The organism is Lactiplantibacillus mudanjiangensis (assembly GCF_005405385.1).
Classification (GTDB): domain Bacteria; phylum Bacillota; class Bacilli; order Lactobacillales; family Lactobacillaceae; genus Lactiplantibacillus; species Lactiplantibacillus mudanjiangensis.
On sequence record NZ_BJDY01000004.1, the window covers coordinates 53522 to 78212 of the forward strand.

Sequence of the window (24691 nt, forward strand, 5' to 3'; positions counted from 1 at the left end):
CATGACAGTTGATTACCAACAATTAAATGGGATTGCGCTCGCTTATTTAGGCGATGCCGTATATGAACCATTTATTAGACAACATTTGATCGAAATTGGCTTTACGAAGCCAACTAAGTTGCACCATCATGCCACCCATTACGTGTCAGCCAAGGCTCAAGCGGCTTTGATTGCGTTGATGGAAACCGATGGCGTTTTAACAGAAACAGAAACAGAAGTCTTCAAACGGGGACGCAATGCGAAAAGTCATACCTCAGCTAAACATACTGATGTGTTGACCTATCGGGTATCAACCGGCTTTGAAGCCGTTTTCGGTTATTTACAATTGACGGAACAGACTGCACGGATTGCTGAACTAGCAAGCTGGTGCATTAAACAAGTGGATGAAGGGCGGGTTTCAAATGGCAGATAATGAACGTAACCAAGCAACACCTAATGAACCAGCTGATTTTGTGATTGGTCGGCACCCGGCAATGGCAGCGATCAAGAGTGATCAACAGATTAATAAAGTGTTCATTCAAAGCGGCCTTCAAGCCGATGTGTTAAATGATATTGCTAAAATTGCCAAAAAACGGAATTTAATTGTGCAGTATGTGCCAAAGCAGAAGTTAGATCGACTAACCGACAATGGCAATCACCAAGGGGTAGCCGTTGGTGTGGCAGCATTTGAATACGCATCAATTGACGATTTATTTGCCGTAGCTAAGGCTAAAAATGAACCACCATTTTTCTTGATCTTAGATAACATTGAAGATCCACATAATTTAGGCTCAATTATGCGGACGGCCGATGCTGCGGGTGCACATGGGATTATTATTCCTAAGCGACGTGCCGTTGGCTTGACAGGAACGGTAGCCAAGACGTCGACTGGCGCAATTGAACACGTCAAAGTGGCGCGGGTAACGAACTTGGTCCAAACCGTTAAGCAGTTGCAGTCCGAAGGTTTATGGATCTTTGGGACTGATATGAATGGGACGGATTATCGCCAATGGGATGCCAGCGGTGCGGTTGGCCTCATTATTGGGAACGAAGGCAAGGGCATCTCACCATTATTGAAGAAGAGCGTTGACGAAATGTTAACCATTCCAATGATTGGTCACGTGCAAAGTTTAAATGCCAGTGTGGCCGCCAGCTTGTTGATCTATCAAGGCTATACGTCACGACATCCTTTAGGAAAATAATATGAAACGACAATTATTAATTGTGGATGCATATAATATGATTGGTAACTGGCCAGAACTCAATCAGCTCAAACAAACGGAACGGTTGCCTGAAGCGCGTGATGAACTTTTAGCAGCTTTAACGGAATATAAAAAGATTTCTGGCCTAGATATAACGGTGGTATTCGATGCGATGTATGTGCCGGGTAATTCAAAAAGTTATCGGCAAGCTGATTTAGAAATTGTTTGGACGAGTAAAGATCAAACGGCGGACAGTTATATTGAAAAGCTGGCTGGCGATAAACAATCACGAGTCTTACAAGTAACGGTAGCCACTAGTGATCAAGCTGAGCAATGGGTGATTTTCTCAGAAGGGGCCTTACGTATTCCAGCCTTGGAATTACGTAAACGTGTTCGCGAATCCTTGCAAGAAGTTCGACACACGGCGCTTAAGTCACAAGATTTAGGTTCCGTGCGAAAATCACCATGGAATGATCGACAATTGTCTGAGTTGGATAAGTTTCGACAACAGTTGGAACAAACACCTGAACCACCGTATAAACGGAAATAATTAGGTAAAACTTGTTTTTTGATAACGTGTAAAGGTTTCACCAATTAAAAAAATTAATAGTGTGAGTTCAATGTGAAAAGTAAAACGTGAGTTCGCTTGTGCACAAGTTAGTTGCTCGGTATATTTAACGCACAGATGCGACAGGGGTGTGGCTTCTGTAAATCCAGTTAAAAGGAGCGTTACATGGACGAACACCAGTTAATTAGTTTGGCAGCACAGGGAGACGATCAGAGTATCGCTGTGCTGACGAAGCAATATGCCCCCGTCATGCTAAAATTGCAACGAGATTATTTCATTAAGAACTTTGATCATGACGATTGGTTACAGGAAGCACGTTTGACAATCTATCGCTCAGCAGTCAAGTATGATGCCCAACAACTGGGCAGTTTCGGCACGTTTTATCGATTGCTACTGAAACATCGAGTCGTTGATCTGATTCGACGCTCACAAGCATATAAGCGCCAGCCTGACCGCGACGTATTATCGCTCGACTTACCAACCGAAGATGTGCAAGAGGCATTGTTAGTTACTCATCTACAACCAGATGTGACCGTACATGTTCGCCAAGTGGTCGCGGCGTTTCCGTTGTCTTGTTCTAGGTTTGAAGCCCAAGTCTTTGATGGCTTACTGGCCGGGTTTAGTCCAGAAGTCATTGCCCGGCAGTTAGCGGTGGATTTAGCGCCGGTGATGAATGCGGTTGATCGGTGTCACCGTAAGTTGAAGCAACAATTGGCAAGCTAGGGATTGATTGACATTCAAAAAATTCCATGCTAATGTTAAGCTTGATTAATTATGGAGGTTTGTATCGATGGCACAAAAGAAAATAGCCTTGGCATGTACGGTTTGTGGTTCACGAAACTACACGATTGATGCCAACCCTAATCGAACTCACCGCTTAGAAGTAAAGAAATTTTGTAAATTTTGTGGTACACACACACTTCATCGTGAAACGCGGTAGGGGGAGTTTATATGCGATTATTTAAGTTCTTTGGTCTTGTTGGACAAGAAATGAAAAAAGTAACCTGGCCAACTTGGAAAGAAAATCGGCGAGATTCATGGACCGTTATTTCGGTATCCTTGTTCTTTACGGCATTCTTTGCCTTGTTCGATTGGATTATCCAATTATTATTGAACATGTTAACCTCATGGCATTAATGGTCATTTAACAAAAAATTTGTTATAATACGGTTATTGAAAGAAAACTTCGTCTTGGCGAGGTTTTTTTATTTTACTTAAAAGACACTTTAAAGGAGTTCAATCATGGTCGAATCTGTTGAAAAAAAGTGGTATGTCTTACACACTTATGCTGGTTATGAAAATAAAGTAAGTTCTAACTTGGAATCTCGGGCCCAATCAATGGGGATGGAAGATAATATTTTCCGCGTTGTTGTGCCAGAAGAAGAATCCCACGAAGTCAAAAATGGGAAAGATAAAGTTGAAATGAAAAAAGTTTTCCCTGGCTATGTCCTTGTTGAAATGGTCATGACTGACCAAGCTTGGTACATTGTTCGGAATACACCAGGTGTCACTGGGTTCTTGGGCTCACATGGTCAAGGGAGTAAGCCAACGCCATTATTGCCTGAAGAAGCTGAAAACATCTTACATCAATTAGGGATGAGTGCCCGTCATACTGAATTAAATGTTGAAGTTGGCGAACAAGTGACGATCATTGATGGGGCCTTTTCTGGCTTAACCGGTGAAGTTACCGAAATTGATACTGAAAAGTTGAAGTTAAAAGTAAATATCAACATGTTCGGTCGAGAAACCAGTACGGAACTTGATTTTGATCAAGTTGATCAAATCGTCTAATTTAAAGTAAGCTGGTGGTCAACAGTGGCAACATTGATCTTAGTGGTGATTGTCGTACTGATTGTGGCGGTGTTGAGCCGGATTACTTATAAATTTATTCAGTACGGGCGCCCACAACATTTGATGGCGTCACCAACGCCGCAAAATGCGGATGACAGTGCCGTGACGTTATTTATTCCTGGCTATGCGGGTAACCGTTTTTCGTTTGGCGGCATGTTACAACGATTTGTGACTGGTTCAATTGCGAATAAATCATTAGTCGTGATGATTGATCGCTATAATCATCCGCATGTGACTGGACAGTTGGATCAATATCGGCCGATGGTTCAGTTGGTGTTTACGACGCCGCGTGTGTCGGTGCGACAACAGGCACAAGGGGTGTTAGCTGTGGTGAAATATTTGTTGGCACATGAACACGTTCAAACCATTAATTTGGTCGCTCATTCAATGGGTGGTGTGGTGTTGTTTCAATATTTAACGACGGCGGCCCGGTTGGTCAACTTGCCGGAAGTTCGAAAAGTGGTGACCATTGGGGCACCATTTAATGATAGTGAAGTCGGACAAAACACGTATCCGATTGAAAATCATCCGTTAACGGCGAGCGGCCCGACACAAACGACGGCAGTTTATAACTACTTTTTGCGAACTTTACAACGGTTACCCAATACGATTTCATACTTGAATATTGCGGGTAATATTGGTGACGATGCCCAAAGTGATGGGGCCGTTGCGGTGAATAGTGCACTGTCATTGCGGTTTTTATTGCGTCCGGTTGTGGACCAGTATCAAGAGTTTGTGGTGCATGGCAAGAATGCTCGACATTCAAGACTGCATGAAAATTATGAAGTCGATCGACAAATTGTGCAGTTTTTATATCCAGATAAAACAAAAACGGTTGCCGATAAAAAATGATTATGTTACAATATCGTTTGTGCGTCACGTATGCACGTTTACGTGGGAGGAGCAAAAACTCAGCTCCATTTACCACATCACGAAGGAGGAATATCTCGTGGCTAAAAAAGTAGCTAACGTTGTTAAATTACAAATTCCTGCGGGTAAAGCAACACCCGCTCCACCAGTTGGCCCCGCATTGGGTCAAGCAGGTATCAATATCATGGGCTTCACAAAGGATTTCAATGCTCGTACCGCTGACCAAGCTGGTATGATCATTCCTGTTGTGATCACAGTTTATGAAGATCGTTCATTCGACTTTATTACTAAGACCCCACCTGCTGCCGTTCTTTTAAAGAAAGCTGCTGGTGTTGAACATGGTTCTGGCGAACCTAACACGAAGAAAGTTGCTACGGTAACTTCTGCTCAAGTTAAGGAAATCGCTGAAACTAAAATGCAAGATCTAAACGCAGCTGATGTAGAAGCAGCTATGCGCATGATCGAAGGTACTGCTCGGAGTATGGGATTCACCGTCGAAGGCTAATTCAGTACTGAGAGTATGTCGGACACTTCATTAAAATGAATGTGTCAAGTGGGAGGAAATCTCCGTTTGAACCACATTTGCAAGGAGGAAAACACTTAGATGGCAAAGAAAAGTAAACAATACCAAGATGCCGTTAAACTCGTTGATCGTGACAAAGCTTACGATGTAACTGAAGCGGTAGACTTAGTTAAAAAAATGGATTTCGCAAAATTTGATGCAACTGTTGAAGTTGCGTTCAAATTGAACGTTGATACAAAACAAGCTGACCAACAACTTCGCGGTGCGGTTGTTTTACCTAATGGTACTGGTAAAGACCAAACTGTTATCGTTTTTGCTAAAGGCGATAAGGCTAAAGAAGCCGAAGCAGCTGGTGCAGACGTCGTTGGTGAAGCTGACTTAGTTAGCCGTATCCAAGACGGTTGGTTAGACTTTGACGTTGCAATCGCAACCCCAGACATGATGGCCCAAGTTGGTCGTTTAGGTCGAGTACTTGGACCTAAAGGTTTAATGCCTAACCCTAAGACTGGTACGGTTACGATGGACATTACTAAAGCCGTTAGCGACTCAAAAGCTGGTAAGGTGACTTACCGGACTGATCGTGACGGTAATGTCCATGTTCCTGTTGGCAAGGTATCATTTGATACTGACAAGTTAGTTGGTAACTTCAAGACCATTGAAGATGTCATCGTTAAAGCTCGTCCAGCCTCAGTACGTGGGACTTTCATCCAAAACTTAGTTGTTACTTCAACCTTTACCCCAGCGGTACGTGTTGATTTAGCTTCATTTTAAGGATTAGATTTTCTGAAAACAATTGACCCCTTGGGTAATCTATGATAGATTACTAGAGGTTAAGTAATATCTCTACCTAAGACTCAGGCGGCCTAATTGGCCTTAATCTGATACCTGCCGAGGAAAAATTGTTTTTTCTCTATGTCTTGGTGGGCATAGGGATTTTTTTATAAATCCCTGAACAAAAATTCCGGGAGGTGAATCTTTTGAGTAAAGAAACTGTTGCTGTAAAAGCAAAAGAAGTTGAAGAAGTCGCAGAACAATTGAAGGCTGCTGTATCTGCTATTGTTGTAGATTACCGTGGGTTGACAGTTGAACAAGTTACTGACTTACGTAAGCAATTACGTGAAGCTGGTGTTAAGATGCGCGTTATCAAGAACAAAATCATGGTACGTGCAGCTGAAAAAGCTGGTTATGCTGACTTAAACGATGTCTTTTCTGGTCCTACTGCCGTTGCCTTCTCTAACGAAGACGCGATTGCACCAGCTAAGATTTTAGCTAACTTCGCTAAGACTGCCGATGCTCTTGAATTAAAGGGTGGGATGGTCGAAGGTAAAGTTGCGACTCTTGAAGAAATCCAAGAATACGCTACGATGCCATCACGTGAAGAATTATTGGCTACTATCGCTAACTTGTTACAAGCACCTGTTCGTAACGTGGCATACGCTGTTAAGGCGGTTGCTGAAAAGGGCGACGAAGACGCAGCTTAGGCTGTTGGTGTTAAATAACTAAAAAAAAATATAGTTCATATAAAATGGAGGAACACAAAATGGCTTTTGACAAAAGTGCTATTATCGACTCATTAAAAGAAGCTTCAATCTCAGATTTAAACGATTTAGTTAAGGCTATCGAAGAAGAATTCGATGTCTCAGCTTCAGCTCCAGTTGCTGTTGCTGGTGCTGCTGGTGGCGACGCTGGTGCAGCTAAGGATTCATACGATGTTGAATTAACTGAATCAGGCGACCAAAAGGTTAAAGCTATCAAGGCTGTCCGCGATATCACTGGCCTTGGTTTGAAAGATGCTAAAGCTCTTGTTGATAACGTACCTTCAATCGTTAAAGAAGGCGTTTCAGAAGACGAAGCTAACGACATGAAAGCTAAGCTTGAAGAAGTTGGTGGTGTTGTTACCCTTAAGTAGTCTAACTGCTTAAAGGAACAACCCGAGTCCGTTTGGACCATTGTAAAATGGCCTGAGCGGGCTTTTTTTGTACCAACTTTTAGGCTTCATGAAAGTGTTCAAACTGACGACCGGCTTGCGCCAGTGCCAATAATTGTTGTAAGTAGCGTTGATTTTCATGAGAGTTGTGAGGCTCCGGTAGACATAGGTGAGCAAGCTGTGTTGGTGTTAGTGGGTAACTGGGTAGTGCTTGCTGGATAAGTTGAGTCTGAAGTGTCGTTAACATGTAATCGGCTCCTCTCTTGATGGAAGTAACGGAACGATAGCTTGTAAATTTAAGTTGCTATGAGCATAACACAATCCACAGAATATACGTTCCCCTTCACGCAAATAATAAATTTTTACAAATTATTAACGAACTAATGCGCAAGTAAAGACTCGGTTAAAGCGGGGCGACGGTGGTTGTGTAAATCGGGTAAGATTGCGATAATAAGAACAATTAGATTATTGGGGGAATGATTTTTGAAGGCAACGTTACAAAAACTTGGGACGGTCTTGAATAAACGAATGGGACTAATTAAAGCATTATTTGTTTTTTCAGTCTTGTTATTCGTCATTACCGAGGTCGGCAAAATTGCCAAAGAAGTGTCAGGTGAGCAGTTAGGGATGGCCTTAGCCTCACAGAGTTGGTGGCACTTATTAAGTATGGTCGTAATTGGAATTATTGCAGTGACGCCCATGTTGACTTACGATCTCATGATTACGAAATTTTTACCTAATCATTATTCGTTAGGGTACATTGCTAAAGCTGGTTGGATTACAAATACGTTCACGAATATTGGTGGCTTCGGGGGCGTTTTGGGGGCGTCACTACGCGCTAACTTTTACAATAAGGGTGCCTCGAAGAAGCAAATTGTCTTTGCGATTTCTAAAATTGCTTTATTTTTAGTTTCAGGTTTGTCACTGTACTGTATGATTTCGTTAGTTTTGGTCTACGGATTTGGAATCGGTCAGGTTTACGATAGCTATTGGATTTGGTTAGTCGGTGGGGCCCTGTATTTTCCAGCAATTTTCATTTTTACGCGGATCAATGATTCTGAATTTTTTGATGGCTTAACGCTTGGTAATGTTGTTCGGTTATTGAGTGGTTCTTTTGGGGAATGGACCGGTTGCGTCTTGTTCTTCCTCTTAATTGGGAACTTCATGCATTTACCAATCGATTTTGCGGCGGTGGTGCCACTGTTTGTGATTGCTTCGGTTGTTGGGGAAGTCTCAATGGTCCCAGGTGGGATTGGGTCATTTGATGTGTTTATGATCTTCGGCTTAGGAGCCGTTGGAGTCTCACGACCGGATGCGGTTGCTTGGCTACTGTTCTATCGGCTGTTTTACTATATTATTCCATTTGCTATTGGCTTAGGTCTATTTGTCCACGATACCGGTCATCGAATCAATGTTCATTTAGAAGGGATTCCGAAGTCGGCTTTACAACGATTTGCCCAGATGGTCTTGACGGTGTTCTTATACATGTCGGGCTTCTTAATGTTACTGATGTCAACGGTGCCTAATTTTGCGTACAATAACAAACTGTTTTTACGGGTCTATCCGTTTACGTTTTTCTTCATTAACCAAGCAAGTAGTATTGTTATGGCTTTCTTACTGATTGGGGTAGCGATGGGAACGGCGGGGCGCGTGAAAAAAGCATTTTGGCCGACAGTGGTGGTGTTGTTAATCGCCATTTTAAATACGGTACGTTGGTTAGTTGTTTATGATGCCATCTCAATGAAGTTTATTATTTTCTTAGTCCTTATTTTGGCTTTCGTTGCGTTATCACACCACGCTTATTATCGAGAACGGTTGGCCTTTTCGTGGGGGCAAACGTTATGGGTGGGGTGTGTCTATGTCATCACCTTCGTGTTATACACGATTGTCGGGATCTATAACGCCCCACAGATTCATCACCGACATACGGTGCCAGACGCGCTGTTCTTCCCGTCACAGAAACTATGGCTCTTTGGAGTGATTGGATTAGTGATCGCGGCGATGATCTTAGTTGCCATGGAACGCTACTTTGCCAGTGGTCATAACGAACGGTTAGGACAAAAGCTTGAAGCAGCACGTGTCCAGCAATTGATTGCTCAATTTGGTGGTAATGAAATTTCACATTTAGCCTTTTTGAATGATAAGCTGGTCTACTACTATCAAGTGGATGGCGTCGATCAAATCGCCTTCCTGTATCAAATTAAGGCCGATAAGCTGGTTTTAATGGGTGAACCGTTTGGTAACCAGGACCAGCTGCAGCCGGCCTTAGAACAGCTGATGGACGATGCTGACAGTGATGGTTATTCACTAGTCTTTTATGAAATCAACGAAACCTTGACGATGCGGTTGCACGAAATGGGCTTTGATTTTATTAAGACTGGTGAAGAAGGGCATGTTGATCTAGAAAAATTCACTTTAGCCGGTAAACGACTAAGGGCTGAACGGGCGTTAATGAATAAATTTAGCCGTGATCAATATGAATTTGCGATCTTACAACCACCATTTAGCGCTGAAACGATGGCCGAGTTAAAAGCGGTCTCAGATAGCTGGTTGGCTGGTGAAACGGAAAAAGGGTTCTCATTAGGCTTTTTTGATGAGACTTATTTGAATGCAGCACCAGTCGCAGTCGTTTACAGTCCAGCACATGAGATTGTGGCGTTTGCCAATGTAATGCCACAGGGGAATGATCAAGTAACGTCAATTGATCTGATGCGTTCTAGCAAGGCGGCCCCATCAGGAATTATGGATACGGTTTTTGTTCATTTGTTTGAACAAGCTCGAACAGATGGCTATCGCTACTTTAATATGGGCATGGCGCCACTGGCCGGTGTTGGGGTGTCACGATACAGTTTTATCCAAGAAAAGATTGCCCATTTGATTTATGAATATGGGTATCAACTGTATGGTTTCCAGGGGTTACGCTCGTATAAGGAAAAATACGTGACTGATTGGGCACCGAAATACATTGCTTATCGGAAACGAAATTCGTTGATCTTCACTATTTTGCAATTGTTACAAGTGGTGAATACCCGGGTAAAGAAACCACATCAACGAACGATATTAATGCCGAAATGGCTTCAAAATGGTACCCGTCATTAATCTAAAGCTTGAAAGCTAGGTTTTAGCAATATTCGTTGATATGATAAGCATTCATCGATCAAAACTAGTCATACTTTCCACCTACCGTTCGCCCACATTGAGCCGGAACGCTGTGGGCGGACCGGTTCAGCCAAAAAGCGGTCTGAACCGTCGTTTTGAACCACTAACCCCGTGTTTCAAAAACGCCAGGATGAGCTCAATGTGGAGGCACTCTCGGTTATGATAGTGATTGCTAATTAACTAGCATCCGCATGATAACCGGAGTCAGCCAGTGATGGCGCCGGCCGTGAAAATATCGTAAGTCCGGGTGCTTTTCCCGGGCTTACGATATGGACGACTTTTGAGATTAGCGGTTTGGGCTAGGCTTAAAAGCGAGGTGGAAGCCCGTATTTTGGCTGGAGCCGGTCCCCGCAGCCGGCAGAATCGCTGGCTGGCGTAGGTGACAAATTTAATCCAACTTAAGTCAATGTTGCTAAAGTTTCGACTAATACATTTAACTTTCAACCTTTAGTCATTAATTAAAAAAACAGGCCTGATACTCCAGCGTGAGTATCGGGCCTGTTTGAGTTTAGTTAGTATATTTCATGGGTAAAACATGGTTGAACTGGTCGAAGCCAGTAAAGATTTCATCGAGGTCATGACCGTCAATAAATAAATCAAGATTTTCGACTGGCGCAAAGCCCATTTTGGTACTATTTTGAAGCATATCAATTAATGGATCATAAAAGCCATTGATATTATATAACGCAATTGGTTTTTGATGAATATCCATCTGACTCCAAGAAAGCATTTGTAAGAATTCCTCGAAAGTGCCAAAACCACCAGGTAGCACAATAAAGGCATCGGCTAAATGTAACATTTTTTCTTTGCGTTCGGTCATGGTCTTGGTTTCCACGAAGGTCGTGACATCTTTAAGCGCTAAGCCCCGTTCGACTAAGAAGTGGGGAATAATTCCAATGACGCGGCCTTGAGCGGCTAAAGTCGCCGTGGCAACTTTGCCCATTAGACCATGATCGCCACCGCCATAGATCAATTGGTAATCATTGTCGGCCAAATATTGACCTAATTCAACAGTCTTAGTTGAAAATTCAGGATCGAGACCAGAGTTGGAACCACAAAAAACACAAATATTATGAATTGACATGAGAATTGAAAGGCACCTTTCTGTATAAAACTGTAATAAAAAAGTTTGGGGATTAGCCCAAACTTTTTAAGGTCATTAAGATTAGTCGTCTGGGTCACCAATATCGTAATCGGTATCTTGCATGGCTTCAACTTGGCCTAAGCGATAACCGTTCCCAACTTGTGAGAAGAAATCATGGTTAGAAGTCCCGGTTGAAATCCCGTTCATGACAACTGGATTAACATCTTCCGCAGTATCTGGGAAGAGGGCGTCTTGACCTAAGTTCATTAAGGCTTTATTCGCGTTATAACGACTAAAGGTTAAGACTTCATCAGACCAGCCAACTTGATCGTAAACCAAGTGGATGTAGTTTTCTTCGTTTTCGTACAACTTGTATAAGAAGTCGAACATCCAGTCCTTGAATTCAGCTTGTTGCTTTTCAGAACGTTCTTTGAAACCTAATTGGAATTTATACCCAATATAAGTCCCATGAACACTTTCATCCCGCAAGATCAATTTGATGATTTCAGCGACGTTAGGTAATTGGTTATGCCCCAAGTAATAGAGTGGCGTATAGAAACCAGAGTAGAATAAGAAAGTTTCCAAAAAGACATTGGCTACTTTTTGTTTCAATGGATCTTCGTCTAAATTATCGTAAAGTTTGTAAATCCATTGCGCCTTATTTTGTAAATATTCTTCACTGTCACTCCAGTCGAAAATTTCATTAATTTCATCTGGAGTATTTAGTGTTTCAAAAATCGTCGAATAACTTTTGGCATGGACGGATTCCATGAATTGAATATTGTTTAAGACGGCCGTTTCATGTGGGGTAATGACGTGACGCCGCAATGATTGAAGCCCATCTTGAGATTGTAACGTATCTAGTAACGTAAGCCCCCCAAAGACGTGACCAACCACCCAACGATGGTCGTCATCTAATTCGCGCCAGTCCGCCATATCATTAGAAACGGGGATCCGGGTATCTAACCAGAATTGTTCAGTTAATTTTTCCCAAGTACTTTTATCGATTGCATCTGAAACTCGGTCCCAGTTGATTGCTTTGTAGTTACCGTTGTCGAGCAATTTTTGGTAGTAAGCCAAATCTGTTGCCATAGTGAGTGTCCTCCTAAAAATCTAATGTCCTAAATAACGCAACTTTCACATTCATTGACGCCGACTTCACTATCATCGTCAGTAAAGGTCCGGATGTAGTAGATCGACTTAATGCCTTTTTTATAAGCATAATTTCGTAAAATATTTAAGTCCCGAGTCGTCATCTTGTCGGTGCGACCATCTTTCCATTCGTACAAACCAGCCGGAATCGTTGAACGCATAAAGAGTGTCAAACTCATTCCTTGATCGACATGTTGTTGTGCCGCCGCATAAACATCGATGACTTTACGCATATCGGTATCGTATGCTGACTTATAATAATCAATTGTATCATTAGATAGGTATGGAGCGGGATAATAAATCTTACCAATTTTCTTTTCTTGCCGTTCTTCAACCCGGTTGATGATGGGGTGAAGGCTAGCGGTTGTGTCATTGATATAAGAAATTGAGCCATTCGGTGCCACGGCCATCCGATTTTGGTGATACAGCCCATCACGCATAACATCAGCTTTTAAGGCTTCCCAATCAGCTTGAGTGGGGATGAAGATACCGTCAAATAAAGCGATAGTCTTGTCATATTTTGGTTGCCAGGTTTGTTCGGTGTACTTATCAAAGTATGACCCATCAGCATATTTTGATTTTTCAAAGTTAACGAAAGTTTCTTGTCGTTCACGCGCAATGGCGTTAGAAGCTTTTAAGGTCCAATAATTTAAGAGTAAAAAGTAGATATTGGTAAAATCAACGGCTTCTTTACTTCCATAGACCATTTGGTTCTTAGCGAAGTAAGCATGTAAGCCCATCGCACCTAAACCAATGGTATGGGCTTGACGATTGCCTTTTTGAATTGAAGGGACGACATCAACATTGGAATGGTCGGTGACAAAGGTTAAGGCGCGAACCATCGCGTCAATTGAGTGACCAAAGTCAGGTGAAGCCATCAAGTTCACAATATTCGTTGACCCGAGGTTACAACTAATATCGGTCCCCATTTCTTCATATTCTTGTTGATCGTTAATGTGTGATGGCGTTTGAACTTGCATGACTTCAGAACACAAGTTACTCATCACAATTTTACCGTCAATTGGATTTTCGCGATTAGCTGTATCTACGTTAACCACGTATGGATAGCCGGATTCTTGTTGTAACTTACTAATTTCATTTTCCAAGTCGCGGGCCTTTAACTTGGTTTTCTTAATATTCGGATTTTTGACCATGTTGTCGTATTCTTTAGAAATATCAACATAAGAGAATGGCACGCCGTATTCACGTTCAACACCGTAAGGGCTGAAGAGATACATATCGTCATCGGCTTTGATCAAGTCATAGAACTTATCAGGGACGGTGACCCCTAAAGATAGTGTCTTTAAGCGAATCTTTTCATCGGCATTTTCTTTCTTAGCGGATAGAAAAGCGATGATGTCTGGATGGAAGACACTCAGATAAACCACCCCAGCGCCTTGGCGTTGACCTAATTGGTTAGAGTAAGAAAAACTATCTTCCAATAATTTCATGACCGGTACCACGCCACTAGCGGCACCGTCGATATGCTTAATCGGATCACCAGCCCCACGTAAGTTACTGAGGTTGATGCCGACGCCACCACCGATACGAGATAATTGCAAAGCTGAGTTAATGGTCCGACCGATTGAGTTCATGTCATCGGTTGATTGGATCAAGAAACAAGAAATTAGTTCACCACGACGTGACCGACCAGCGTTTAAAAAACTAGGGGTTGCGGGTTGATAACGTTGATGAATAATTTCGTCAGCTAAATCGAGGGCTAACTGTTCGTTACCATCGGCAAAATACAAAGCGTTCATGGCAACGCGGTCGATGTAGTTTTCCAAGTAATAGTCGCCGTCATTGGTCTTCAAAGCATATTGCGCGTAAAACTTGTAGGCGGCCATGAAGGTTTTAAAATGAAAGTCTTGTGATTTTAAATAGTCGTAGAGTTTTTCGATGAAAGCAAAGTCGTATTTAGCTAAGAAGCCAGTTTCTAAGTAGTCGTGAGTTTCTAAATAGTCAAATCGTGCTTTTAAACTATCAAATTGTTTGGTGTTAGGTTGCACGTTTTGCGCTAAGAAAGCGGCTAGTGCATCTTGATCTTTGTTCAATGGAATCTGATTATTCACCGGAATATTGATTTCGTTGTTCAAATCATAGTACGTGACGTCGCTCAAATTTTTTAGGGTCATGGGAATTCCTCTTTCTACATAGACTTAGGCCAAATGGACGACCCACAATCATTAGATGACTATTGATTGTGGGTCGGTTGAATCATTGATTATTGGGCAATACAAAAAAACATAGGTGTTTAAACCGCTAACTGCTTCAAAGCATCTGGACGGAAACCAGCGATACTGCTTTCGCCATTGATTTCAACGACTGGTACAGCATGGAAACCTTGATCCTTCAAGTAGTCCACGTATTCAGGGTTAACGTTGATATTTTTTTCTTCAAACGCAATGTTGTGCGCCGTCAAAAATTTCTTGGTCATCTTGCATTGCATACAATTATTTTTAGTAAATACCGTAATCTTTTTCATAATTAGTTCCACCTTTAATTCGTTTAATCGATAAATTTAGTATACAACAAGCTATCGAAAAAACAATCAAAAAAGCACAACATCTGGTGGCCTAATTTTGATAAACCCACTAGATGTTGTGCTATGACTGGACGAAGACGCCCAAATTAATTTTCGGTAAATTTATTGTCGTTTGTTCGGTGAATCAGTTATCATAGAACTAGCCTAAAAACTCGAGGAAACTAATTCATGACTAATTACTATTATACACACAATCCAGATATTGTGCATGACGAAAAACAGTGGCAATTTGAAATTTTTAATCACCAATTTACGTTTACGACCGATAATGGCGTCTTTTCTAAGCGGACGGTCGACTATGGCTCCCGAACTTTATTATCGGCTTTTGAGCCAACCGACTTACCTGATGGCCCGCTCTTAGATCTAGGAACTGGCTATGGTCCAATTGGGTTAGCGTTGGCTTATCAATCACCAGAACGAACGGTGACGATGGTCGATGTTAACGAATTAGCGTTAAGCTTAGCCCGTAAAAATGCGGCGTTAAATCAACTCACGAATGTTGACATTTTGACGTCGGACAGTTATGAACAATTGGCCGGTAAAACCTATGCAGGTATTGTGACCAATCCACCAGTCCGTGCCGGCAAAGCGGTGGTTGAAACGATGCTAACGGGGGCCTATGATCATTTGATGACGCAAGGCACCTTAACCGTGGTTTTACAGAAAAAACAAGGCGCACCGTCAGCTAAAAAGCTAATGACGACGACGTTTGGCAATTGTACGATTATTAAGAAGGATAAAGGCTACTATATTTTGCAAAGTGTAAAGGAGGCCTGATCGCGATGACAACAACACCAGAAGATTGGATGCGTGAAGCCTTACAAGAAGCCAAATTGGCTTATTTGATCGGTGAAGTCCCGATTGGGGCCGTGATTGTCCATGACGGCGAGATTATTGGTCGTGGTCATAATTTACGGGAGCATGGTCAAGATGCGACACTCCATGCCGAAGTTTTGGCGATCCAAGAAGCTTGTGAGTACTTGCATAGTTGGCGGTTGGAAGACTGTCAGATATATGTGACACTAGAACCTTGCATTATGTGTAGTGGCGCCATTATTAATGCACGAATTCCGGTGGTTTATTACGGGGCACGTGATCCTAAAGCTGGGGCCGTCCATAGTTTGTATCAATTACTTGATGATGAGCGTTTAAACCACCAAGTGGAGGTTCATGAACGGGTGTTAGCGCGACCGGCTGGCGAACTTCTACAAACGTTTTTTCGGAAGATTCGTGATCGGCAAAAGGCTGCTAAAAAAGCACGTCGCGAAGCTACCGAAAAAAATTAAGCGGATGGCTAGCATTATTCACTTAAATCATGTATTATAGTATTTGCCGTAAGGCCTTAAGGCAAGGGTGGATTTACGAATCGTGTCAGGTCCGGAAGGAAGCAGCACTAAGTTTGCTTCATCTTGTGCCTTAAGTTTTTATGAAATGTAACAGCTCTTAGCCATCTGGTTGAGAGCTTTTTATTTAAAAAAATCTGTAAATTGAACATGTTAGTAAGAAAGGAAGATGCGCGTGTACCGGGCACTTTATCGGGTTTGGCGGCCACAGCGATTTGATGATTTAGTTGGCCAACAAATGATTACGCAAACCTTAAAAAATGCGATCATGACCCATCAGACGAGTCATGCGTATTTATTCACCGGTCCGCGGGGAACGGGGAAAACGTCGGCGGCCAAAATTTTTGCTAAAGCGATTAACTGTCATCATTTGGTTGATGGCGAACCGTGTAATGAATGCGAAACGTGCAAAGCCATTACGACGGGTCAACTCAATGATGTAATTGAAATTGATGCGGCGTCTAACAATGGGGTCGAAGAAATTCGTGATATTCGCGACAAGGCCAAATATGCGCCAACCGAAGCGGATTACAAAATTTATATCATTGATGAAGTCCACATGTTATCTACGGGCGCGTTCAACGCTTTATTGAAAACTCTGGAAGAACCGCCAGCTAACGTGATCTTTATTTTAGCAACAACGGAGCCACATAAAATTCCACTGACGATTATTTCACGGACGCAACGGTTTGATTTTCGCCGGATTACCGCTAAAGACAGTTATGGGCGAATGGTCTACATTTTAGATCAAAAAAAAGTGACGTATGATGAAAAAGCGTTACGGGTGATTGCTCAAGCGGCTGAAGGTGGGATGCGAGATGCGTTAAGTATCTTGGACCAAGTGATTTCATTTGGTGATAATACCGTGACGTTGGAAGACGCCCTAATGGTGACGGGCAGTGTGACAAAGAAACTGCTTGCTGATTACTTAGAAGAAGTCACCCAACACGTGACGAAACCGGCCCTTGAAACGATGCGCCAAATCTTACAAGAAGGTAAAGATGCGAACCGTTTTATTGAAGATCTGATTAGTTATACCCGCGATGTGTTATTGTATCAACAGGCCCCAGAAATGGTCGATAATGTGGCCATGGGAGAAAATGATCAGCGCTTTGCCGATTTTGCCAAAGGCATCGATCCCGAAGTGTTGTATCAGATGATCAAAACGCTAAATGACGTGCAACAACAGATGCGTTTTACCACGCATCCCGATGTTTATTTGGAAGTCTTGACCGTCAAGTTGTCCCAATTAGAAGCGCCGGCTGGTGGTCAAAAGGCTGGTACAGCTGATGTGGCGGCAGATTCGGCGGCCGTTCAACAATTGACGAGTAAAGTCGATCAATTACAGTCAGAATTGCAAGCGTTGAAAGCTAATGGCGTCAAGGCGGCAGCGACTAAACCAGCCCGGGTTAAGAGTAGTAACAATGGTCCAGTTGTGAAAAAAGTTAATGTGAGTCAGGTTTACCCAATTTTGGGGGCAGCAACTAAGGATGATTTAGTGCAAGTTCGTGAGGTTTGGTCAGATCTGATGAACATTTTAAGTATTACGCAACGGGCACTCATGCATGTGGCTAAACCGGTTGCTGCTAGTGATGAAGGCGTCGTGGTCGCCTTTGATTATCCATTCTTGTATCAAAAAGCAATTGATGATCAAGCGTTAATGGATGCTTTAGGTAATGGCTTAGACCGATTAATGGGTCATAGCCCCAAACTGGTTTGTGTGCCGAAAGAACAATGGCCACAGATCCGAAAAGACTATTTAGCCACTCATCAACCTGAAATGAGTGAAGCAGCCAGTCAGGCACCGGAAAAACCGGCTGTTGTAGATCAAGCGCAACAACTCTTTGGTGACTTAGTAGAAGTAAAATCAGACTAACAATTGAAAGGATTTGATTGATTTATGATGCGTGGAATGGGAAATATGCAAAACATGATGAAACAAATGAAAAAGATGCAACAACAAATGACGACTGAACAAGCCGCCTTAAACGAAAAGACGTTTACGGGTAAGGCCCCAGATGACATGGTTACCGTAACGTTTACTGGTGACAAAAAGATGCAAGATGTCACCATTAATCCAGCCGCCGTTGATCCTGACGATGTGGATATGTTACAAGATTTAATTGTTGCTGCAGTTAATGACGCAATCAAGCAAATTGATGATCAAACGCAAAGTACGATGGGTAAATATACTCAAGGCTTGCAATAAAACCGTAGAACCAGTAGTGAGGTAAAAGCATGCAGTATCCAGAACCAATTGCCAAATTAATTGATAGTTATATGAAGTTACCCGGAATTGGTGGCAAAACGGCGACCCGTTTGGCGTTTTACACGATTGATATGGATGGTGACGATGTGACCGAGTTCGCCAAGTCTTTGGTCGCTGCCAAACGTGACCTGCATTTCTGTAGCATTTGTGGCAATATCACTGAAGATGATCCGTGTGTGATCTGTAAAGATAAGTCCCGTGATCAAAGTACCGTATTAGTGGTTGAAGAAGCTAAAGATGTGATGGCCATGGAAAAAATCAAGGAATATCAAGGATTGTACCATGTGCTACATGGCGTCTTGTCACCGGTTGATGGCAAAGGACCAGAAGACATTAATATTGCAAGTTTGTTAAAACGACTTCAACAAAATGATGGGATTAATGAACTGATTATTGCGACCAATGCGACACCAGAAGGGGAAGCCACGGCGATGTATATTTCGCGGTTAGTGAAACCAGCTGGGATAAAGGTCACGCGATTGGCGCACGGGTTATCGGTTGGTAGTGATATTCAATATGCTGATGAAATGACGTTATTTAAAGCGGTCGAAGGCCGTCAGGAAATGTAATAGGTGGCGAAGGATAATTTTTAAGCGACGCAAGCAAATCAAGCAAGCTAAGGCTGTCTATGATCAACAATTATTAACGTTGCTCGATGCAGCGAAGATTGATTGGGATCGGGCCAAGCAAAATGAACAAGCAATCTATGACAATAACACCAACGAATTGGTCACGCAAACGGCATTGGCACGCGCCAAATACTTATATTTGTATCGTGAAGCACGGCGTCGGCAAGTGCATGGCCAACAAATTCAACAATCGGTTATTGATAAATAACCAAAGCGATCGCAACTTAACGTTGTTGATCGCTTTTTTTGTCGAAAAACACAACCACTAGTAGGGTGATCGCTTAATTATGAACTAAAACTACCTTCCCTAGTAGGACGTCCATTAGACATGGGTCGCTTAATCAAGTACAATTGTCACATATACGAATTTTTAGATTGGATTGGGAATTTTGACTGGAAAATTAATCACGTTTGAAGGACCGGATGGCGCGGGGAAGACATCCGCGTTAAATGCAATTGTGGCACAAATTCAACCACAATTGGGAGATCGTTTAGTTGTTACTCGCGAACCAGGTGGTAACCAGATCTCAGAATCAATTCGCCAGATTATTTTAGATCGGCATAATACGGCGATGGATAAGCGCACCGAAGCGTTGTTGTACGCGGCGGCTCGGCGCCAACATATTGTTCAAAAAATTTTACCGGCACTAAAGGGAGATCAATTAGTGTTATGTGATCGGTTTATTGATAGCTCAATTGCGTATCAAGGTGCTGGTCGCGGGATCGGCGAAGACGCCGTGGCAACGATGAATGAATTTGCAACGGAGGGCTTGACGCCTGACTTGACGCTTTATTTTGATGTTGATGCGGCAGTTGGCTTGAAGCGGATTCAAACTCATCGTCAAGATGAGATTAATCGTTTGGATGTGGAAGCCTTGAGTTTTCATCATCGGGTTCAAGCGGCTTACTTGAGATTGTTGGCTGCAAATCCAGACCGAATCAAACGGGTGGATGCGAGTCAATCATTAGATCAAGTTGTGGCCCAAGGCTTAGCAATCATCCAAACTAAATTACCCCAGTATTTCACAACCGAAGGGAAGTCGAAATTATGAAATTAATTATTGCGATTGTCCAAGATAAAGATAGTAATCGGTTAAGCAATCAATTTATTGAAGCCAATATTCGGGCGACTAAGTTACCAACGACTGGCGGCTTTTTACGATCAGGAAACACGACTTTTATGATTGGAATTGAAGATGAACGGGTCGATGAATTATTAGCGATGATCAAAGAAACGAGTCATGCGCGCGATCAATTTATGACGCCACCGGTTAACTTAGATGTCACGATGGATGGGGCCTCGGCCTACCCCGTTGAGGTTCAAGTCGGTGGCGCGACGGTTTTTGTCTTACCGGTTGACCAGTTCCATCAATTTTAAAAGTTAGGTGACAAACATGACAACAACCACTACGTCGATTGCGACTAAACAACCGCGTTTGCTTGATGCTTTTAAACAGATTATTGCGCAGCAACATCTGGCCCATGCCTACTTATTTGCTGGGATGGAAGGTGCTGGTCAACTTGATTTGGCGACTTGGATTGCTCAGCGGTTGTTTTGCCTCAACGTGGTTGATGGTGAACCCGATGGGACTTGTGAAGAGTGTGTTCGAATTGCCAGCGGTCAGCATCCAGATATTGTGATGGTGGCACCGACTGGTCAAAGCATCCACGTTGAGCAAGTGCGTTATTTAAAGGCGGAATTCTCAAAGAGTGCCGTGGAAGGTAATCGTAAGCTATTTATCATTAACGATGCTGAAAAAATGACGGCGAGCGCTGCCAACAGCTTATTGAAGTTCATTGAAGAACCAAGCGGCAATGTGACGGCATTCTTATTGACGACGAATAAGCAACTGATGCTACCAACCATTATTTCGCGAACACAAGTGATTGAGTTTCCACCATTACCAGCGGCGGTATTACAACAAACGTTTGAAGCGGCTGGAATTTCTGCCAAGGATGCCCAAACGTTGCGGCATTTGACCAATAGTTTGACGCAGGCCCAAGCCTTACTCGTCGATGATTGGTTACCGAATGCTGTTGATCAATTGTGGCAATGGTTTCAACAAACCGTCAAAGGTGAACCACGTAGTTTTGTCGCTGTTCAGACGCGATTAGTTGGCTTAGCCAAGGAACGAGAACAACAATTAGTTTTATTAGATCTCATTGCGGCACTTTTTCAAGATTTATTGCAGTTGCATTTTGACGTTGACGATGAAAGTGAGCTAAGTTTTGGGCAGTATCAAAGTGAGCTGACCACGCTGACGACGAACCTGAATACGACGCAATTGGTCGCAGCTACTGAACTGGGCCTGAGTGCCAAACGACAATTAGCTAGCAATATTAGTTTACAGAATGTCTTAGAAGGCTTGACCTTGCAACTCTGGCCGATTTTTAAAACGAACGCTTAAAATATAGGAAGATGAGGGTGAGCGTGTGGATAAGCGTGATTTATATGATAGTTTTGGCGACATGGAACAACAAATGCAGCAAATGCTCGACAAAATGGCGCAGTTACGGGCTGATATGACGACTGTACTTGAAAAAAATGCCGAGTTGGTCATCGAAAACGAACATTTACGTGAACGTATGGTTGAAATTGAAAACGAAATCCCAAAGAAAGCCTCGAGTACGACCACGCTATCCAAATCGCGCCAGAACTTGGAAAAGCTGTATGATGAAGGGTTCCACGTTTGTAATCAATTTTATGGCAAACGTCGCGATGATGACGAATCATGCGTCTTTTGTTTAGAAGTGATTTACGGGGAACGGGCGTAGGTAGGAGGAGAAAATTTGCAAACGCAACAAAGTTTTGCTGACCATGCGGGCGTTGGGACGTTATATTTAGTGCCAACGCCGATCGGTAATTTGCAAGATATGACATTTCGGGCAGTTGATACGCTAAAAGCAGTTGATTTGATCGCTGCTGAAGACACGCGCAATACCCAAAAGTTATTGAATCATTTTGAAATTACGACAAAGCAGATTAGTTTTCATGAACATAACACCCAAGAACGGATACCACAATTTATTGAAAAGCTGCAACAAGGACTGGATATTGCACAAGTCAGTGATGCGGGGATGCCATCGATTAGTGATCCCGGAACCGAGTTAGTGGCTGCTTGTGTGGCGCGAGGCTTAACAGTGGTCCCATTACCGGGTGCTAATGCTGGTTTAACTGCTTTAATTGCCTCTGGTTTAGTGCCCCAGCCGTTTTATTTCTATGGCTTTTTATCACGTAAAAAGCAGGAACAAAAAGCTGAATTGACTGCTTTAACTCAGCGTCAAGAGACCGTGATTATTTATGAATCACCCTTTCGAGTTGCGAAAACGTTGGCTAATTTGGCCACGGTTTGTGAACCTAGTCGGCAGATTGTAGCTTGTCGGGAATTAACGAAGCGTTACGAAGAATTTGCACGGGGAACCTTAGCTGAAATGATTGACTGGTCGCAAAATCACCAGTTAAAAGGAGAATTTGTCTTGCTGATAAGTGGCAATCCGAATGAGCCAGTGGCAGCAACAACCGATGAATTGGCTGAATTACCACTCAAAGCACAAGTTGAAGCGTTGATTACTGCTGGTGATAAACCGAATGCAGCCATTAAGGCGATTGCTAAACGGCGTCAATTGCAACGCCAAGTGGTTTATAATGCCTTTCATGAGCTTAACAATGAGGAGTGATCAGATGGCAACAATTGGTGAACAAGCCAGTATTTACACAGAACAACACCGGATGACGTATTACGAATGTGATCGGACCGGTCGAGCGACCTTGGCGACCTTAATTAACATTGCCATTTTGGCCTCTCAAGATCAAAGTGATGCATTGGGATTGACTACCGAATTTGTGCAGAGTCATGGTGTTGGTTGGGTGGTTACCCAATATTCAATGGCGATTACGCGCATGCCACGGTTGAATGAAACGGTAACGTTGGCAGTCCGCGGGTCGGCTTATAATCCATACTTTGCGTTTCGAGAGTTCTGGATTCGTGATGCAGAAGGACAAGAGTTGGCCTACATTACCAGTATTTGGGTGACGATGAGTCAAACCACTCGAAAAATTATGAAGATTGATCCGGCATTAGTGACGCCATATCACTCTGAAGCGGTTAAACGGATTCCAAGGTTGCCACGACCGTTAAGTTTTGAAACCACCGATGAGACGCTGAGTAAACCATATCAAGTGCGGTTCTTCGATATTGATCCTAATCGGCATGTTAACAATGCCCACTATTTTGATTGGTTGCTGGATACATTGCCAGCTGATTTTTTATTGGCGCATGACTTACAACAAGTCGATGTTCGTTATGAAAATGAGGTTAAATATGGTCATACCGTCACGGCAGCGGCGAATATTTTACCAACAGCTGAGGATGGCAGTGTGACGACTAGTCATCAGATTCGCGTTGGTGATGAAAAGTGTTGTGACGTGACGATTAAGTGGCAGTCCACAACGATTGACTAAAGATTAATGCAAGCTGATGAGATAACTTGTCAGCTTTTTTTGACTCAATTTTTAGGCTTAAGTATGCTATGATAAGGCTAATCTTTAGAGGAGGTACACTATGTCAATTCTTGTTTTAGGTGGGGCTGGGTATATTGGTTCTCACATGGTTGATCGATTGGTTGAAAACGGCACTAATACAGTCGTCGTGGATAATCTGGTGACTGGGCATCACGCAGCAATCAATCCCAAAGCCAAGTTTTATCAAGGGGATGTACGGGACAAAGCTTTCTTGAATCAGGTTTTTGATCAAGAAAATATTGAAGCGGTCGTGCACTTCGCAGCGTTTTCAGTTGTTCCCGAATCAATGGCCAAACCGTTGAAGTATTTTGATAACAATACGGGTGGCATGATTACATTGCTCGAAGTGATGCAGGCGCATGATGTGAAGCAAATTGTCTTCTCATCGACGGCTGCTACTTATGGCACTCCTAAACAAATTCCAATTAAAGAAACTGATCCACAATTACCAATTAACCCTTATGGGGCTAGCAAGTTAATGATGGAACAAATTATGCATTGGGCTGATGTGGCCTATGGTGTGAAATTTGTCGCCTTACGTTATTTTAATGTTGCGGGGGCAAAACCCGACGGCAGTATCGGTGAGGATCATGGCCCTGAAACGCACTTAGTTCCAATTATTTTACAAGTTGCGCAAGGTAAGCGTGACGAATTGAAGATTTTTGGGAATGACTATCAAACACCAGATGGGACCAATGTCCGTGATTATGTGCATGTGGTTGATTTGGCCGATGCTCATATCTTGGCTTTGAAGTATCTTGCAGCTGGTCATGAAAGCAATGCCTTTAATTTGGGCTCATCAACAGGTTTCTCTAACCAGCAAATGTTAACAGCTGCTCGCGAAGTGACTGGAGAACCAATCCCAGCAACGTTAACAGCTCGTCGACCAGGTGACCCTGATTCATTAGTTGCTGCTAGTGACAAGGCACGTGATATCTTAGGCTGGCATCCACAGTACGACGACGTCAAAGAAATTATTAAGACTGCTTGGACTTGGACCCAAAAGCATCCAAATGGTTATGATGATCGTGACTAAGATTTAGTGATAGCAAAAGGCAGCGAACTTGC

Annotated in this window: 31 protein-coding genes, 1 other RNA gene and 1 other annotated feature; of the genes, 27 read left to right on the forward strand and 5 right to left on the reverse strand. The window is 42.8% G+C overall.

The annotated features are described in order from the left end of the window. Nucleotide 1 precedes the first annotated feature (1 nt). The 12 genes from FFM84_RS08450 to rplL all read left to right on the forward strand — a co-directional run bounded on the left by FFM84_RS08450 (nt 2) and on the right by rplL (nt 6902). A complete protein-coding gene (locus FFM84_RS08450) occupies nt 2–412 on the forward strand; it encodes a Mini-ribonuclease 3 (RefSeq protein WP_130844834.1) in 411 nt (136 codons plus the stop codon). Continuing rightward, nucleotides 402–1181: a 23S rRNA (guanosine(2251)-2'-O)-methyltransferase RlmB gene (gene rlmB / locus FFM84_RS08455; protein WP_130844835.1), complete on the forward strand. Its 780-nt coding sequence runs from the start codon at nt 402–404 to the stop codon at nt 1179–1181. The genes FFM84_RS08450 and rlmB overlap by 11 nt, the downstream gene beginning before the upstream one ends. Nucleotide 1182: 1 nt before the next feature. Continuing rightward, nucleotides 1183–1731, forward strand: a complete 549-nt coding sequence (locus FFM84_RS08460; RefSeq protein ID WP_130844836.1) for a YacP-like NYN domain-containing protein — start codon at nt 1183–1185, stop codon at nt 1729–1731. Nucleotides 1732–1914: 183 nt separating this feature from the next. After that, nucleotides 1915–2472 (forward strand): sigma factor, encoded by a 558-nt coding sequence (locus FFM84_RS08465; protein WP_130844837.1) that lies wholly within the window; start codon nt 1915–1917, stop codon nt 2470–2472. Nucleotides 2473–2539: 67 nt separating this feature from the next. Next, nucleotides 2540–2689: a 50S ribosomal protein L33 gene (gene rpmG / locus FFM84_RS08470; protein ID WP_130844838.1), complete on the forward strand. Its 150-nt coding sequence runs from the start codon at nt 2540–2542 to the stop codon at nt 2687–2689. 11 nt (nt 2690–2700) lie between these two features. Further along, the gene (secE, locus tag FFM84_RS08475; protein WP_130844839.1) at nt 2701–2886 is read left to right on the forward strand and encodes a preprotein translocase subunit SecE; all 186 of its coding nucleotides are present in this window, start codon (nt 2701–2703) and stop codon (nt 2884–2886) included. A gap of 105 nt (nt 2887–2991) precedes the next feature. After that, the gene (nusG, locus tag FFM84_RS08480; protein WP_130844840.1) at nt 2992–3540 is read left to right on the forward strand and encodes a transcription termination/antitermination protein NusG; all 549 of its coding nucleotides are present in this window, start codon (nt 2992–2994) and stop codon (nt 3538–3540) included. 24 nt (nt 3541–3564) lie between these two features. Further along, on the forward strand, nt 3565–4452 hold the full coding sequence (locus FFM84_RS08485; RefSeq protein WP_130844841.1) for an alpha/beta hydrolase: 888 nt from the start codon (nt 3565–3567) through the stop codon (nt 4450–4452). 97 nt (nt 4453–4549) lie between these two features. Continuing rightward, the gene (gene rplK / locus FFM84_RS08490; RefSeq protein WP_130844842.1) at nt 4550–4975 is read left to right on the forward strand and encodes a 50S ribosomal protein L11; all 426 of its coding nucleotides are present in this window, start codon (nt 4550–4552) and stop codon (nt 4973–4975) included. Nucleotides 4976–5074: 99 nt separating this feature from the next. Then, a complete protein-coding gene (gene rplA / locus FFM84_RS08495; RefSeq protein WP_130844843.1) occupies nt 5075–5764 on the forward strand; it encodes a 50S ribosomal protein L1 in 690 nt (229 codons plus the stop codon). 57 nt (nt 5765–5821) lie between these two features. Beyond that, nucleotides 5822–5941: a sequence feature (ribosomal protein L10 leader region), on the forward strand. 29 nt (nt 5942–5970) lie between these two features. Then, nucleotides 5971–6474: a 50S ribosomal protein L10 gene (gene rplJ / locus FFM84_RS08500; protein WP_130844844.1), complete on the forward strand. Its 504-nt coding sequence runs from the start codon at nt 5971–5973 to the stop codon at nt 6472–6474. A gap of 59 nt (nt 6475–6533) precedes the next feature. Next, nucleotides 6534–6902, forward strand: a complete 369-nt coding sequence (gene rplL, locus FFM84_RS08505; protein ID WP_130844845.1) for a 50S ribosomal protein L7/L12 — start codon at nt 6534–6536, stop codon at nt 6900–6902. A 79-nt stretch (nt 6903–6981) separates the two neighbouring features. Here rplL and FFM84_RS08510 read toward each other — a convergent pair whose 3' ends face one another. Beyond that, on the reverse strand, nt 6982–7167 hold the full coding sequence (locus tag FFM84_RS08510) for a hypothetical protein (RefSeq protein WP_130844846.1): 186 nt from the start codon (nt 7165–7167) through the stop codon (nt 6982–6984). 236 nt (nt 7168–7403) lie between these two features. Here FFM84_RS08510 and mprF point away from each other — a divergent pair, with 236 nt between their 5' ends. Further along, nucleotides 7404–10019: a bifunctional lysylphosphatidylglycerol flippase/synthetase MprF gene (gene mprF, locus FFM84_RS08515; RefSeq protein WP_130844847.1), complete on the forward strand. Its 2616-nt coding sequence runs from the start codon at nt 7404–7406 to the stop codon at nt 10017–10019. A gap of 568 nt (nt 10020–10587) precedes the next feature. On the opposite strand, the gene FFM84_RS08520 is transcribed toward mprF, so the two are convergent. The 4 genes from FFM84_RS08520 to FFM84_RS08535 form a co-directional block, all read right to left on the reverse strand. Beyond that, entirely contained in the window at nt 10588–11163 is a 576-nt protein-coding gene (locus tag FFM84_RS08520; RefSeq protein ID WP_130844848.1) for an LOG family protein, read from the reverse strand. An 81-nt stretch (nt 11164–11244) separates the two neighbouring features. Next, nucleotides 11245–12255 (reverse strand): class 1b ribonucleoside-diphosphate reductase subunit beta, encoded by a 1011-nt coding sequence (gene nrdF, locus FFM84_RS08525; protein WP_130844849.1) that lies wholly within the window; start codon nt 12253–12255, stop codon nt 11245–11247. Nucleotides 12256–12284: 29 nt separating this feature from the next. Beyond that, nucleotides 12285–14450: a class 1b ribonucleoside-diphosphate reductase subunit alpha gene (gene nrdE, locus FFM84_RS08530; protein WP_130844850.1), complete on the reverse strand. Its 2166-nt coding sequence runs from the start codon at nt 14448–14450 to the stop codon at nt 12285–12287. A 119-nt stretch (nt 14451–14569) separates the two neighbouring features. Continuing rightward, on the reverse strand, nt 14570–14800 hold the full coding sequence (locus FFM84_RS08535; RefSeq protein WP_130844851.1) for a redoxin NrdH: 231 nt from the start codon (nt 14798–14800) through the stop codon (nt 14570–14572). Between the two features lie 228 nt (nt 14801–15028). On the opposite strand from FFM84_RS08535, the gene FFM84_RS08540 reads away from it, so the two are divergent. The 14 genes from FFM84_RS08540 (at nt 15029) to galE (ending at nt 24659) form a co-directional block, all read left to right on the forward strand. Next, nucleotides 15029–15637 carry a class I SAM-dependent methyltransferase gene (locus FFM84_RS08540; protein ID WP_130844852.1) on the forward strand — a complete coding sequence of 203 codons (609 nt, stop codon included), beginning with the start codon at nt 15029–15031 and terminating at the stop codon, nt 15635–15637. 5 nt (nt 15638–15642) lie between these two features. Beyond that, a complete protein-coding gene (tadA, locus tag FFM84_RS08545; RefSeq protein WP_130844853.1) occupies nt 15643–16146 on the forward strand; it encodes a tRNA adenosine(34) deaminase TadA in 504 nt (167 codons plus the stop codon). A gap of 47 nt (nt 16147–16193) precedes the next feature. Continuing rightward, nucleotides 16194–16291, forward strand: an RNA gene (gene ffs, locus FFM84_RS08550) — signal recognition particle sRNA small type. Between the two features lie 87 nt (nt 16292–16378). After that, on the forward strand, nt 16379–18079 hold the full coding sequence (gene dnaX, locus FFM84_RS08555) for a DNA polymerase III subunit gamma/tau (RefSeq protein ID WP_130844854.1): 1701 nt from the start codon (nt 16379–16381) through the stop codon (nt 18077–18079). Nucleotides 18080–18103: 24 nt separating this feature from the next. After that, nucleotides 18104–18412: a YbaB/EbfC family nucleoid-associated protein gene (locus FFM84_RS08560; protein WP_130844855.1), complete on the forward strand. Its 309-nt coding sequence runs from the start codon at nt 18104–18106 to the stop codon at nt 18410–18412. A 29-nt stretch (nt 18413–18441) separates the two neighbouring features. Next, on the forward strand, nt 18442–19041 hold the full coding sequence (gene recR, locus FFM84_RS08565; protein WP_130844856.1) for a recombination mediator RecR: 600 nt from the start codon (nt 18442–18444) through the stop codon (nt 19039–19041). A gap of 16 nt (nt 19042–19057) precedes the next feature. After that, complete coding sequence (locus tag FFM84_RS08570) at nt 19058–19309, forward strand: YaaL family protein (protein ID WP_130844857.1); 252 nt, start codon at nt 19058–19060, stop codon at nt 19307–19309. Nucleotides 19310–19487: 178 nt separating this feature from the next. Continuing rightward, a complete protein-coding gene (gene tmk, locus FFM84_RS08575; RefSeq protein ID WP_130845312.1) occupies nt 19488–20153 on the forward strand; it encodes a dTMP kinase in 666 nt (221 codons plus the stop codon). Continuing rightward, the gene (gene darA, locus FFM84_RS08580) at nt 20150–20479 is read left to right on the forward strand and encodes a cyclic di-AMP receptor DarA (protein WP_130844858.1); all 330 of its coding nucleotides are present in this window, start codon (nt 20150–20152) and stop codon (nt 20477–20479) included. The genes tmk and darA overlap by 4 nt, the downstream gene beginning before the upstream one ends. 16 nt (nt 20480–20495) lie before the next feature. Further along, on the forward strand, nt 20496–21509 hold the full coding sequence (gene holB, locus FFM84_RS08585; RefSeq protein WP_130844859.1) for a DNA polymerase III subunit delta': 1014 nt from the start codon (nt 20496–20498) through the stop codon (nt 21507–21509). A gap of 25 nt (nt 21510–21534) precedes the next feature. Further along, nucleotides 21535–21876 (forward strand): DNA replication initiation control protein YabA, encoded by a 342-nt coding sequence (locus FFM84_RS08590; protein WP_130844860.1) that lies wholly within the window; start codon nt 21535–21537, stop codon nt 21874–21876. Nucleotides 21877–21891: 15 nt separating this feature from the next. Then, complete coding sequence (gene rsmI / locus FFM84_RS08595) at nt 21892–22779, forward strand: 16S rRNA (cytidine(1402)-2'-O)-methyltransferase (RefSeq protein ID WP_130844861.1); 888 nt, start codon at nt 21892–21894, stop codon at nt 22777–22779. A 4-nt stretch (nt 22780–22783) separates the two neighbouring features. After that, on the forward strand, nt 22784–23563 hold the full coding sequence (locus tag FFM84_RS08600; protein WP_130844862.1) for an acyl-[acyl-carrier-protein] thioesterase: 780 nt from the start codon (nt 22784–22786) through the stop codon (nt 23561–23563). 100 nt (nt 23564–23663) lie between these two features. After that, nucleotides 23664–24659: a UDP-glucose 4-epimerase GalE gene (galE, locus tag FFM84_RS08605; protein ID WP_130844863.1), complete on the forward strand. Its 996-nt coding sequence runs from the start codon at nt 23664–23666 to the stop codon at nt 24657–24659. Nucleotides 24660–24691 lie beyond the last annotated feature (32 nt).

Excerpts from the sequence above, each read along its gene's own strand:
- FFM84_RS08450 (WP_130844834.1), top strand. The coding sequence starts at position 2 with ATGACAGTTGATTACCAACAATTAAATGGGATTGCGCTCGCTTATTTA.
- rlmB (WP_130844835.1), top strand. The coding sequence starts at position 402 with ATGGCAGATAATGAACGTAACCAAGCAACACCTAATGAACCAGCTGAT.
- FFM84_RS08460 (WP_130844836.1), top strand. The coding sequence starts at position 1,183 with ATGAAACGACAATTATTAATTGTGGATGCATATAATATGATTGGTAAC.
- FFM84_RS08465 (WP_130844837.1), top strand. The coding sequence starts at position 1,915 with ATGGACGAACACCAGTTAATTAGTTTGGCAGCACAGGGAGACGATCAG.
- rpmG (WP_130844838.1), top strand. The coding sequence starts at position 2,540 with ATGGCACAAAAGAAAATAGCCTTGGCATGTACGGTTTGTGGTTCACGA.
- secE (WP_130844839.1), top strand. The coding sequence starts at position 2,701 with ATGCGATTATTTAAGTTCTTTGGTCTTGTTGGACAAGAAATGAAAAAA.
- nusG (WP_130844840.1), top strand. The coding sequence starts at position 2,992 with ATGGTCGAATCTGTTGAAAAAAAGTGGTATGTCTTACACACTTATGCT.
- rplA (WP_130844843.1), top strand. The coding sequence starts at position 5,075 with ATGGCAAAGAAAAGTAAACAATACCAAGATGCCGTTAAACTCGTTGAT.
- rplL (WP_130844845.1), top strand. The coding sequence starts at position 6,534 with ATGGCTTTTGACAAAAGTGCTATTATCGACTCATTAAAAGAAGCTTCA.
- FFM84_RS08510 (WP_130844846.1), bottom strand. The coding sequence starts at position 7,167 with ATGTTAACGACACTTCAGACTCAACTTATCCAGCAAGCACTACCCAGT.
- FFM84_RS08520 (WP_130844848.1), bottom strand. The coding sequence starts at position 11,163 with ATGTCAATTCATAATATTTGTGTTTTTTGTGGTTCCAACTCTGGTCTC.
- nrdF (WP_130844849.1), bottom strand. The coding sequence starts at position 12,255 with ATGGCAACAGATTTGGCTTACTACCAAAAATTGCTCGACAACGGTAAC.
- nrdE (WP_130844850.1), bottom strand. The coding sequence starts at position 14,450 with ATGACCCTAAAAAATTTGAGCGACGTCACGTACTATGATTTGAACAAC.
- FFM84_RS08535 (WP_130844851.1), bottom strand. The coding sequence starts at position 14,800 with ATGAAAAAGATTACGGTATTTACTAAAAATAATTGTATGCAATGCAAG.
- FFM84_RS08540 (WP_130844852.1), top strand. The coding sequence starts at position 15,029 with ATGACTAATTACTATTATACACACAATCCAGATATTGTGCATGACGAA.
- tadA (WP_130844853.1), top strand. The coding sequence starts at position 15,643 with ATGACAACAACACCAGAAGATTGGATGCGTGAAGCCTTACAAGAAGCC.
- FFM84_RS08560 (WP_130844855.1), top strand. The coding sequence starts at position 18,104 with ATGATGCGTGGAATGGGAAATATGCAAAACATGATGAAACAAATGAAA.
- recR (WP_130844856.1), top strand. The coding sequence starts at position 18,442 with ATGCAGTATCCAGAACCAATTGCCAAATTAATTGATAGTTATATGAAG.
- darA (WP_130844858.1), top strand. The coding sequence starts at position 20,150 with ATGAAATTAATTATTGCGATTGTCCAAGATAAAGATAGTAATCGGTTA.
- holB (WP_130844859.1), top strand. The coding sequence starts at position 20,496 with ATGACAACAACCACTACGTCGATTGCGACTAAACAACCGCGTTTGCTT.
- FFM84_RS08600 (WP_130844862.1), top strand. The coding sequence starts at position 22,784 with ATGGCAACAATTGGTGAACAAGCCAGTATTTACACAGAACAACACCGG.
- galE (WP_130844863.1), top strand. The coding sequence starts at position 23,664 with ATGTCAATTCTTGTTTTAGGTGGGGCTGGGTATATTGGTTCTCACATG.